The organism is Pseudomonas chlororaphis (genome assembly GCF_001921865.1).
Taxonomy (GTDB): domain Bacteria; phylum Pseudomonadota; class Gammaproteobacteria; order Pseudomonadales; family Pseudomonadaceae; genus Aquipseudomonas; species Aquipseudomonas chlororaphis_D.
On the sequence record NZ_MSCT01000009.1, the window covers coordinates 86,538 to 99,447 of the forward strand.

Annotated in this window: 3 protein-coding genes; all 3 read left to right on the forward strand. The window is 68.5% G+C overall.

The genetic code is table 11. The annotated features are described in order from the left end of the window. Window positions 1-4: 4 nt before the first annotated feature. The 3 genes from BTN82_RS10460 to mnmH all read left to right on the forward strand — a co-directional run bounded on the left by BTN82_RS10460 (window position 5) and on the right by mnmH (window position 12,851). On the forward strand, window positions 5-10,546 hold the full coding sequence (locus tag BTN82_RS10460) for an autotransporter-associated beta strand repeat-containing protein (protein ID WP_075119048.1): 10,542 nt from the start codon (window positions 5-7) through the stop codon (window positions 10,544-10,546). A gap of 167 nt (window positions 10,547-10,713) precedes the next feature. Continuing rightward, window positions 10,714-11,748: a selenide, water dikinase SelD gene (gene selD, locus BTN82_RS10465; RefSeq protein ID WP_075119049.1), complete on the forward strand. Its 1,035-nt coding sequence runs from the start codon at window positions 10,714-10,716 to the stop codon at window positions 11,746-11,748. After that, window positions 11,748-12,851, forward strand: coding sequence for a tRNA 2-selenouridine(34) synthase MnmH (gene mnmH, locus BTN82_RS10470; RefSeq protein ID WP_075119050.1), 1,104 nt, complete (start codon window positions 11,748-11,750; stop codon window positions 12,849-12,851). Before selD ends, mnmH begins: the two co-directional genes overlap by 1 nt. Window positions 12,852-12,910 lie beyond the last annotated feature (59 nt).

A 12,910-nucleotide genomic window follows, 5' to 3' on the forward strand; every position in this document is an offset into this window, starting at 1 on the left:
GAGCGTGGAAACAGTTCAGGTCAGGGACGCTGTCAATCATCTTTCCCCCCTTTCTTTGGCGGTTCGCCTGGGTCTCGCCGGGTTGCTGCTCAGCCTGGTCAGCCCATCGGCGATGGCCACCTGTTCCACCGTCGGCAGCGTGGTGACCTGTACCGGGGTGCCCAGCCTGCCACTGTTTCTGAACAACTTTTCCAGCGCCACCGATGGCCTGACGGTCAACGTCAACAGCGGCGCGCAAATGAACGCGACCCTGGGCGGCAAGGTGCTGAACCTGACCGGCAGCACCCTGACCCTGAACAACTCCGGGACCCTCGATCCGGCGTTGCTGGGCCTGGTTTCGGTGCTGAGCGGCGGGGCTTTCCTCGGCAACGGCGCGGCGGGGGTGGTCAACGTCACCAACACCGTCACCGGGATCATGCGCGGGACCGGGCAGTTGCTCGGCCTGAACCTGAGCAGCCTGGACGGCGCTGCGCTGAACATCAACAACGGCGCCGGCGGCACCACCACCATCGTCAACAACGGCACCATCACCTCGACGGGGCTGTCGCTGCTCAGCGTGACCCTGGCGGATACGCCGGTGGTGGCGGTGTACGGCGGCTCCCAGGTGAACATGACCAACAACGGCACGCTGGAGGGTCGGGTGGCCTTCCAGAGTTCGGCCGGCGGCAACACCTTCGTCAACACCGGCGCCATCCTGGGCGGGGTGTCGATGGGCGAGAGCAGCACCAACACCTTCACCGCGGTGACCGGCTCCAGCGTCAGCGTGGGCGACGGGATCAACATCAGCCTCGGCCTCGGCGGCCTGCCGGGGATCGACCTGACATTCGCGCCCACCGGCAAGGTCGACGGCGGCGCGGGCGGCACCAACACCCTGATCCTGCAGAACACCATCGGCCCCGGCGGCGGCACCAGCGGCAGCGGTACGGTGTCGAGCGACAACTACATCAACTTCAACAACCTCACGCTCAACAGCGGCACCTGGACCCTGCAAGGGCCTCTGGTCAGCGGCAGTGCCACCCTCAACGGCGGTGTGGCCCTGTTCAACAACAGCGGTACCTTCGGCAGCGGCGCACTGACCAGCAATGGCGGGATACTGCAGGCCAGCAGCGGCGGCCTGACCCTGAGCAACCTGATCACCCTGGCCAGCGGCGGCCTCACCGTGCAAGGCGGCAACGACATGAGCCTGGCCGGAGTGATTTCCGGCAGCGGCGGCCTGACCAAGAACGGCGCGGGCCAACTGACCCTCAGCGGGGCCAACACCTTCACCGGCAACACCAGCATCGGCGCCGGTTCGGTGCAACTGGGCAACAACCTGGCGTTCGGCAGCGGCACGGTGAGCATCAATGGCGCGGCGACGCTGTCGACGCCCGGCACCGTCAGCCTGAACAACCTCGTGACCCTCAACAACAGCATGATCGCCACCGGCGCCGGCAGCCTGACCCTGGCGGGGCTGATCAGCGGCAGCGGCGGCATCACCAAGAGCGGCGCGGGCAGCCTGGCCCTCAACGGCAGCAACACCGGGTATTCCGGGACCACGACCCTGAGCGCCGGTACCCTGAGCGTGGGCAACAACAATGCCCTGGGCAGCGGCGGCCTGACCGTGAGCGGAGCCGCCAGCCTGGACAGCAGCACCGGGGTGAGCCTGGCCAACGCCGTGACCCTCAACGCCAACCTGACCACGCCGGGCAGCAACGCCTTGACCCTGGGCGGCGTACTGTCCGGTACCGGCGGCCTGATCAAGAACGGCAGCGCCGACCTGACCCTGAGCGGCGCCAACAGTTTTTCGGGGGGCACCTCGCTCAACGGCGGCAAGCTGCTGGTCGGTTCCGGCACTGCGCTGGGCAGCGGCGCCCTCAACGCCGGGGCGGGCACCACCCTGGACGCGACCACGGCCCTGAGCCTGGGCAACGCCATCAACCTGAGCGGCAACCTGACCCTGGGCGGTAGTCAGGCGCTGAGCCTCGGCGGGGTGATCAACGGCGCCGGCGGGTTGGTCAAGGACGGGGCGGCGGCCTTGACCCTGGGCGGCGCCAACGGCTACCTGGGCGGCACGTCGCTCAACAGCGGTTCGCTGATCCTCGGCTCGAACACGGCGTTGGGCCTGGGGGCGCTGAACACGGCGGCCGGCACCACCCTGGACACCAACACCAGCGTCGTGCTGGGCAATGCCCTGAACCTCACCGGCAACCTGAACCTGGGCGGCAGCGCCAACCTGACCCTGGGCGGCCTGGTCGGCGGCAGCGGCGGCTTGACCAAGAACGGCGCGGCCAACCTGGTCCTCAACGGCGCCAACACCTTCCTCGCCGGCACCACCCTCAACGGCGGCACCCTGACCCTGGGCAATGCTGCGGCGCTGGGCAGCGGCGCGCTGACCGTGGGCGGCGCGGCGACCCTCGACAATAGCGTCGGTATCAGCCTGGCCAACGATGTCGCGCTCAATGCCGACCTGACCCTGGCCGGCAGCAACGCCCTGACCCTGGGCGGCGTGGTCAGCGGCGCCAGCGCGCTGGTCAAGAACGGCGCGGCGACCCTCACGCTCAACGGTGCCAACACCTTCCAGGGTGGTATCACCCTGAATGCCGGCGGCCTGACCCTGGGCAACGGCGCGGCGCTGGGCAGCGGGGCCCTGACCGTGGCGGGCGCCAGTACCTTGAGCAGCAGCGGCGCGCTGACCGCGAACAACGCCGTGCACCTCGATGCCAACCTGACGGTGAACGCCGGCAACCCCCTGACACTGAGCGGGGTCATCGACGGCGCCAACGGCTTGATCAAGAGCGGCGCTTCGAGCCTGACCCTGAGCGGCAACAACAGCTACCAGGGCGATACCGCGCTGAATGCCGGTACGCTGCTGGTCGGTTCCAATACCGCACTGGGCACCGGTGCCCTGAACGCCGCCGCTGGCACCACCCTCGACGCCAGCGCCGCGGTGAGCCTGGGCAACGCCATCAACCTGGGGGGCAACCTGACCCTCGGCGGCAGCCAGAACCTGACCCTGGGCGGCGTGGTCAATGGCGCCGGCGGTTTGATCAAGAACGGCGCGGCCGACCTGATCCTGGGCGGCGCCAACGGTTTCCTGGGCAACACCGCGCTCAATGCCGGGCGCCTGGTGGTCGGCGACAACGCCGCGCTGGGCGGCGGAGCCCTGAATACAGCGGCGGGCACCACCCTGGATGCCAGCACGGCCGTGACCCTGAACAACCAGGTGAACCTGGGCGGCGGGTTGAACATCGGCGGAACTGCCGACCTGGGGCTCAGTGGCCTGGTCGCCGGCGCCGGCAGCCTGATCAAGAATGGCACGGCCAACCTGACCCTCGCCGGCAACAACACCTATGCCGGCGGCACCACCCTGAATGCCGGGACCCTGACCCTCGGCAGCAATTCGGCGCTGGGCAGTGGCGCCCTGACCGTGGCCGGGGCGGCCAACCTGGACAGCAGCGGCGCCTATGTCCTGAACAACAACCTGACCCTGAATGCGGCCCTGAGCGTGCTCGGCAGCAATGACCTGAGCCTTGGCGGCGTGATCAGTGGCAGTGGGCAACTGGTCAAGAACGGTGCCGGCAACCTGACCCTCAACGGCATCAGCACCTATGCTGGCGGCACTACCTTGAACGCCGGGACCCTGACCCTCGGCAACGGCAGTGCCCTGGGCAGCGGCGCCCTGACCGTGGGTGGCGCCGCGACCCTCGACAACGGCGCGCCGCTGAGCCTGGCCAACGATGTCGCGCTCAATGCCAACCTGACCCTGGCCGGCAACAATGACCTGGTGCTGGCCGGAGTCGTCAGCGGCAGCGGCGGGCTGATCAAGAACGGCCTGAGCGACCTGAGCCTGTCGGGCAACAACACCTTTACTGGCGCCCTGGACATCAACGCCGGTAGCGTCAGCACCCTGAGCACCGGTGCCCTGGGCAATACCTCGGGGGCCAACATCAGTGCCGGGGCCAGCCTCAACCTGGGGGCCGACAGCAGTCTGGCCGGCCTGACCGGCAGCGGCGGGGTGCAGATCGCCGGGGGCGTCACCCTGAGCGTCGGCGGGGCCAGTTCCAGCAGCACTTTCGACGGCGGTCTCAACGGCAGCGGCGGCCTGACCAAGGTCGGCAGCGGCACCCTCAATCTCACCGGCATCAATGGCCTCACCGGCGCTACCCAGGTCAACGGCGGCACCTTGAATGTCAGCGGTTCCCTGGGCAGCGCCAACGTCGGCGTCGCCAGCGGCGCGACCCTGACCGGCAGCGGCTCGCTGCTGGGGGCGCTGAACGTCGCCGACGGCGGCCACCTGGCCTTGAGTTCGGGCAGCCTGCTGTCGGCGAACTCGCTGCTGTTGAACGCCAATGCCAACCTCGATGCGAGCCTGGGGGCGCCGTCCACCACCTCGCTGCTCAATGTCGGTGGCAACCTGACCCTCGACGGCAAGCTGAACGTCAGCGACGCCGGCGGCTTCGGCGTGGGCGTGTACCGCCTGATCAACTACACCGGCAGCCTGGTGGACCTGGGGCTGGACATCAACAGCGTGCCCCTGGGTTTCAGTCTCGGCGACCTGCAAGTGCAGACCTCGGTGGGCAACCAGATCAACCTGCTGGTGGCCGCGCCGAATACCAACATCCGTTTCTGGGACGGTAGCCAGACCGTCGCCAACGGCAGCGTGGACGGCGGCAGCGGCACCTGGAACGCCGCCGGCAGCAACTGGACGTCGGCCAACGGCACGCTCAACCAGGCCTGGGCCGGCGACTTCGGGATCTTCCAGGGCACGGCGGGCACTGTCACGGTCGATGGCCCGCAGAGCTTTACCGGTCTGCAATTCACCACCACCGGCTATAACCTGGTGGCTGGCGCCGGCGGCGTGCTGACCGCGGTCAACGGCACTGGCGGCAATACCGCGATTCGCGTCGACCCGGGCGTGACCGCGACCCTGGGCGTGGGCATCAATGGCAGCGGCACCCTGGCCAAGCTCGACGCCGGCACCCTGGTGCTCAACGGCGCCAATACCTACAGCGGCGGCACTGCGCTGAACGGCGGGACCCTGGTGGTCGGCAACAACACTGCGCTGGGCAGCGGCCAACTGACCGCTGCCGCGGCGACCACCCTGGACAGCAATGCCGCGGTCAGCCTGGGCAATGCCGTCACCCTCAACGGCAACCTGACGGTCGCCGGCAGCAATGCCCTGGCCCTGAACGGCGCCATCGGCGGGACTGGTGGCTTGATCAAGAACGGTGCGGCCAGCCTGACCCTGGGCGGCAACAACAGTTACCTGGGGCCGACCGCGTTGAATGCCGGCGGCCTGATCCTGGCGTCCAATACGGCGCTGGGCAGCGGTGCGCTGAATGCCGCCGCCGGCACCACCCTGGATGCCGGCAGCGCGGTCAGCGTGGCCAATGCCGTGAACCTGGCCGGCAACCTGGGCATCGGCGGCAGCGCCGACCTGACCCTGGCGGGGGCGGTCAACGGCGCCGGCGGCCTGACCAAGAACGGCGCGGCCAACCTGGTCCTCAACGGCGCCAACGGTTTCCTCGGCGGTACCACCCTGAACGCCGGGACCCTGACCCTGGGCAATGCCGCGGCCCTGGGCCTGGGCAACCTGACGGTGGCCGGCGCCGCGACCCTGGACACCAACACCGGCCTGACCCTGGGCAATGCGGTGGTACTGAACGCCAACCTGGGGATCGGCGGCAGCCAGGCCCTGACCCTGGGCGGCGTGGTCAGCGGCACCGGCGCGCTGGTCAAGAACGGCGCGGCCACGCTCACCCTCGACGGGGTCAATACCTACCAGGGCGGTACCACGCTCAACGCCGGCGGCCTGACCCTGGGCAACAGCGCGGCGCTGGGCAGCGGTGCCTTGACCGTGGCGGGCAGCGCGACGCTCGACAACAGCGCGCCGCTGACCCTGGGTAACGACCTCAACCTCAATGCCGGGCTAAGCGTGGCCGGCAGCAACAACCTGACCCTGTCCGGCACCCTGGCCGGCAGCGGCACCCTGACCAAGAACGGCGCGGCCGACCTGACCCTCAGCGGCAACAACAGCTTCTCCGGCCAGCTCAACGTCGCGGCCGGCAGCCTGAGCACCCTGGGCGGTTCGGCGCTGGGCAACAACGCCGGGGTCAACCTGGCCAACGGCACCCAGCTCAACCTGGGCGGCTCGGCGAGTATCGCCAGCCTCACCGGCAGCGGCTCGGCGCTGGTGGGGGCGGGCAACACCCTGAGCATCGGCGGCAACAACCTGAGCAGCAGCTTCGACGGTGTCCTGAGCGGCAGCGGCCAACTGAGCAAGCTCGGCAGCGGCAGCCTGACCCTCAGCGGCAGCAATACCCTGACCGGCGACACCAGCATCAACGCTGGCACCCTGAATGTCAGCGGTTCCCTGGCCAGCGCCAATGTGGCGGTCAACAACACCGCGACCCTGACCGGTAGCGGCAGCCTGAGCGGCGCCGTGACGGTGGCCGATGGTGGCCATCTGAGCCTGAGCAGCGGCACCACCCTGAGCGTGGGCTCGCTGGTGCTGGCGCCGAACGCCAACCTGGATGTGGGCCTGGGAACCCCGGTGCTGGGTGGTGGTACCTCGCTGCTCAACGTCGGCGGCAACCTGACCCTCGACGGCACCTTGAATGTCAGCGATATCGGCGGCTTCGGCAGCGGCGTGTATCGGCTGATCAACTACACCGGGGCCCTGACCGACAACGGCCTGACCGTCGGCAGCGTACCGGGCAGCGTGGTGCCGGGCGACTTGCAAGTGCAGACCGCCGTGGGCAGCCAGGTCAACCTGCTGGTGACCGCGCCCAATACCACCGTGCAGTTCTGGGACGGCGGCCAATTGACCGGCAACGGCGCCATCGACGGCGGCAACGGCACCTGGGCCAGCGGCACCACCAACTGGACCAATGTCGACGGCACCCTCAACCAGGGCTGGGGCAACAGCTTCGCGGTATTCCAGGGCACGGCGGGCAACGTCACGCTCAACGGCGCGCAAAGCATCACCGGCATGCAGTTCGTCACCGATGGCTACAACCTGCTGAACGGCACCGCCGGCTCGCTGACGGCGGTCAATGGCAGCACCGGCAATACGGCGATCCGCGTCGATCCGAACGTCACCGCCACCATTGGCGTGGCCATCAACGGCGCCGGCACCCTGGCCAAACTCGACGCCGGCACCCTGGTGCTCAACGGCAACAACGCCTACACCGGCGGTACCGCGCTCAACGGCGGCAAGCTGGTCCTGGGCAGCAACAGCGCCTTGGGCAGCGGTACGCTGACCGCGGCCAACGGCACCACCCTGGACAGCAACGCCGCGGTCAGCCTGGGCAATGCGGTGGTCCTCAACGGCGGGTTGAGCGTGGCCGGTTCCAGCGACCTGACCCTGGGCGGCGCGGTCAGCGGCAGCGGCAGCCTGCTGAAGAACGGCGCGGCGAACCTGACGCTCAACGGCAGCAACAGCTATCAGGGCGGTACCACCCTGAACGCCGGCAGCCTGACCCTGGGCAACAACGCGGCCCTGGGCACGGGGGCCCTGAGCGTCGGCGGCAATGCGCAACTCGACAGCAGCGCCGCCCTGCAACTGGCCAACGCCATCAACCTGGGCGCGCAACTGACCCTGGCCGGCACCCAGGACACCACCCTCAGCGGCGCCATCGGCGGCAGCGGCAGCCTGGTCAAGAACGGCGGCGGCGCCTTGCTGCTCAGCGGCGCCAACAGCTACACCGGCGGCACCACCCTCAACGGCGGCAGCACCACGGGCGATACCGCCAGCCTGAAGGGCACGATCCTCAACAACGCGGCGCTGACCTTCGCCCAGAACGGCAATGGCACCTACAGCGGCAACCTTGGCGGTAGCGGCACCCTGACCAAGAGCGGCACTGGCGAGCTGTTGCTGACCGGCACCAACAGTTTCAGCGGCACCACCCAGGTGCAGGCCGGCTCGTTGCGGGTCAACGGGACCTTGAACAGCGCCACGGTGAATGTCGCCTCTGGGGCATCGGTGGGCGGCAGCGGGCAGTTCGGCGGGACGCTGCAACTGGCCAGCGGCGCCACCCTGAGCGCTGGCGGCGCGGCCACGCCGTTGTCGGTCGGCGGCCTGAACCTTGCCTCCGGGACGACGCTGGACTTCACCCTGGGGCAAGCCAGCGGTTCCACCACGGTGGTCGATGTGGCTGGCAACCTGACCCTTGACGGTACCCTCAACATCACCAATGGCGGCGGGTTCGGCGTCGGCATCTATCAGCTGTTCCGCTACGGCGGCAGCCTGACCGACAACGGCCTGGTCTACGGCACATTGCCCGCGGGCGTGCTGCCGGCGAGCCTGACCCTGCAGACCGCCCTGGCCAACCAGGTCAACCTGCTGGTGCAGGGCGCGCCGGGCACGGTGCAGTTCTGGAACGGTGGCAAGACCACCGCCGACGGCACCATCACTGGCGGCAGCGGTGTCTGGGGCCCCGGCACCAACTGGACCGACCCGAACGGCACTCAAAGCCTGGGTTCCAACAATCAGTTCGCGGTCTTCGGCGGGCAGGGCGGCACGGTCACCGTGGTCGGCAACCAGGGCTTCACGGGCCTGCAGTTCCTCGACGCCGGCTACAGCCTGGTCGCCGGAGCGGGCGGCAGCCTGAGCCCGACCAATGCCGCCGACGGCACCCTGGCCGCGGTGCGGGTCAACGCCGGTGTGACGGCGCAGGTCGATGTGCCTCTGGTGGGCAGCGGCGGGATCGAGAAACTCGACGCTGGCACCTTGCTGCTGACCGGGGCCAACACCTACAGCGGTGGCACCACCGTCAGCGGCGGGACCCTGGCCGGTAACACCACCAGCCTGCAAGGCCGCATCCTCAACAACGCGCGCCTACTGTTCCTGCAGAACGGCGCAGGGCGTTTCAACGGCGTGCTCAGCGGTACCGGCAGCTTGGTCAAGCAGGGCAGCGGCCTGTTGTTGCTGACCGGCAACCAGCCGTTCAGCGGCAGCGTCGCGGTGGAGCAGGGCGTGTTGCAGGTCGGCGATCGCAGCACCCCGAGCGTGCTCGCCGGCCAGGTCACGGTGGCCAACGGCGCGGGCCTGAGCGGTAACGGCAGCGTCGGAGCGCTGGACAACCATGGCCTGACCCAGTCCGGCGGCAGCGCCGGCACCCTGAGCGTGGCGGGCAACCTCAGCAATGCCGCGGACGGCGTGCTGGACCTGACCGTGACGTCGCCGACCAGCACCCCGCTGGTCGTGGGCGGCACCGCGACCCTCGGCGGCGGCCTGCAAGTGCGCTCGCTGGCGCCTTTCAGTGGCAACACCAGCTACTCGCTGATCACCGCCGGCGGCGGGGTCAACGGCACCTTCAGCAGCACCGACCTGCCGTCGCTGGCCTTCCTCGACACCTCGCTGGTGTATGGCGCCAACCAGGTCAACCTGGCGGTCAGCCGTAACCAGACCGCTTTCGCCGATGTGGCGGCCACCGCGAATCAACGGAGTGTCGCGGCAGCGCTGGAGCACTACGTCGGTGCCGAAGGTTCGGGGGGCGACGTGCTCAACGACCAGGTTCTCAACCTGAGCCGCGCCGGGGCCCGCTCCGCGTTCGACAGCCTGTCGGGGGAGATCCACGCCAGTACCGCCAGTTCGCTGCTCGAAGACTCGCGTCATGTCCGCGATGCCCTCAACGATCGCATGCGCCAACCGGGCTGTGGCACCGACGAGGACGAGCTGCGGCGCACCCTGGCACCGGGGGAAAACCGCCTGAGCCGCGAAGGCTGCCAGGGTCAGGACGAACTGGTCGGCTGGCTGCGGGTACTCGGGTCGTGGGGCGACATGGAAGGCGACAGCAACACCGCCGGCCTGGATCGCAATCTGTCCGGCTTCATGCTCGGCACCGACCGCCAGTTGGGCGATCAGTGGCGCGGCGGGGTCGCGGCCGGCTACACCCACAGCGATATCGACGCCCAGCGTCGCCAATCCGATGCGACGATCAACAGCACCCATCTGGCGGCCTACCTCAACTCCCAGCACGACGCCCTGGCGGTACGCCTCGGCGCGGCCTACAGCTGGCACCGCATCAGCACCAAGCGCAACGTCAGCGTCGGCAGCTACAACGATCGCCTGAAGGCCAACTATGACGCACGCAGTGCCCAGGTCTTCGGCGAGGTCGGGTATGCCCTGGAAGCGGCGGGCGTGGCGCTGGAGCCCTTCGTCGGCCTGGCGTATGTCGACTACGACAGCGATACCGGCCGCGAAAAAGGCGGTGCCGGGCGCCTGAGCGCCAAGTCGAGCCAGGACATCACCTTCTCCACCGTGGGCCTGCGGGCCGGCAAGCGCATCACCCTGGGCAACGGTTCGCAGATCACTCCGCGCGCCGCCCTGGGCTGGCGCCATGCCTACGGCGATACCAAGCCCGATGCCGACCTGACCTTCATCGAGGGCGGTGGCTCGTTCACCACCCAGGGCGTGCCGATCGCCAAGGACAGCGCGTTGGTCGAGGCCGGCCTGGACTACCAGATCAGCCCCGCGGGCAAACTGGGCATCGGTTACTCGGGCCAGCTGTCCCACGACAACCGCGACCATGCGATGACCCTCAGTTTCACCCTCGGCTTCTGATTGTCCGAACGCTCCTTGTCACCGCCCGAAAGGGCGGTTTTTTTTCCGCTCTGCTGTTCGCCTGGAGCGCAAGGAGGATCGACAGGCAACGGCACGCGGGCAGCACTCAAGGTGGAGGGCGAAGGGCTCTGGTAGAATCGCCGGTCCACGAATTCCAGAGGTGTCCCATGAGCGAGCCGATTCGCCTGACCCAGTACAGCCACGGCGCGGGTTGCGGTTGCAAGATTTCTCCCCAGGTGCTGGAGGTGATTCTGGCCGGCAGCGGCGCGCAGAACCTCGACCCGAAACTCTGGGTCGGCAACGCCTCGCGCGACGACGCGGCGGTGTACGCCATCGACGAAGAGCGCGGCGTGGTCTCGACCACCGACTTCTTCATGCCGATCGTCGACGACCCGTTCGACTTCGGGCGCATTGCCGCGACCAACGCCATCAGCGACATCTACGCCATGGGTGGCGACCCGTTGATGGCCATCGCCATCCTCGGCTGGCCGGTGAACGTACTGGCGGCGGAAGTCGCCCGCGAGGTGATTCGCGGCGGGCGCGTGGTGTGCGACGCCGCCGGCATTCCCCTGGCCGGCGGCCATTCGATCGACGCGCCGGAACCGATCTTCGGCCTGGCCGTGACCGGCCTGGTGCAGAAGCGCCACATGAAGCGCAACGACACCGCCAGCGCCGGCTGCCTGCTGTACCTGACCAAACCCCTAGGCATCGGCGTGCTGACCACCGCCGAGAAAAAGGGCAAGTTGCGCGGCGCCGACATCGGCCTGGCCCGCGACTGGATGTGCACCCTGAACAAGCCCGGCAGCCGCTTCGGCAAGCTCGACGGCGTGACCGCGATGACCGACGTCACCGGTTTCGGCCTGCTCGGGCACCTGGTGGAAATGGCCGACGGCAGCGGCCTGACCGCGCGCATCCATTACGACCGGGTGCCGCGCCTGCCGGGGGTCGAGTACTACCTGGACCAGGGCTGCGTACCGGGTGGCACCCAGCGCAATTTCGACAGCTACAGCAGCAAGCTCGGGCGTATCCAGCCGCTGCACAAACTGGTGCTGTGCGACCCGCAGACCAGCGGCGGGCTGCTGATCGCCGTCACCCCCGAGGGTAACGCGACCTTCCTCGCAGCGGCCGCCGAACTGGGCCTGGAACTGGCGCCGATCGGCGAACTGGTGGAACGACAGAGCCACGCGGTCGAGGTGATCTGATGCCCATCGATATCACCGACTACCGCGACATCTTCCTCAACGACCGGCCGATGATGGATACCCGCGCGCCGATCGAATTCACCAAAGGCGCGTTCCCCGGCGTGCTCAACCTGCCGCTGATGACCGACCACGAACGCCAGCGGGTCGGCACCTGCTACAAGCAGCAAGGCCAGCAAGCGGCGATCGTCCTCGGCCATCAACTGGTGTCGGGGGCGACCAAGGCCGAGCGCATCCAGGCCTGGGCCGATTTCGCCCGGGCCCACCCCGACGGCTACCTGTACTGCTTCCGTGGCGGCCTGCGTTCGCAGATCGTCCAGCAGTGGCTCAAGGACGAGGCCGGCATCGATTACCCGCGGGTTGGCGGCGGCTACAAGGCCATGCGCACGTTCCTGCTCGATACCCTCGAGGGCGCGGTGGCCGAGTGCGATTTCGTCCTGCTCGGCGGCATGACCGGGATCGGCAAGACCGAGGTGCTCAAGCAATTGGCCAACGGCCTGGACCTGGAAGGCCACGCCAACCATCGCGGGTCCAGTTTCGGCAAGCGGGCCAGCGGCCAGCCGTCGAACATCGATTTCGAGAACCGCCTGGCGGTGGACCTGCTGAAAAAGCGCGACCGCGGCATCGCCGGCTTCGTGCTCGAAGACGAAAACCGCATGATCGGCAGCTGCGCCTTGCCGCTGCCGCTGTACCAGGGCATGCAGCGGTTTCCCATGGTCTGGCTGGAAGACAGCCTGCAAGGGCGGGTCGAACGGATTCTGCGCGACTACGTGATCGACCTGTGCGCGGAGTTCGTCGCGGCCTATGCCGAGGACGGTTTCGCGCGGTTCTCCGAGCGTCTGCTGGAGAGCCTGAACAACATTCGCAAACGCCTGGGCGGCGAGCGCCACCAGCGCCTGTACCGGCTGCTGGAGGCCGCGCTGGCCGAGCAGGCCCGCAGCGGCAGCGTGGACGTGCACCGGGCCTGGATCGAGGGGTTGCTCAAGGAGTATTACGACCCGATGTATGCTTTCCAGCGCGAAAGCAAAGGCGCACGGATCGAGTTCGTCGGCGAGCAGGCGGCGGTGCTGGAGTACTTGCGCGAGCGGGCTCGCCAGCGCGCTTGAGTCAACAGAAGGGCAGGGCCTTTGGCCCCATCGCGAGCAAGCTCGCTCCTACAGGGTTG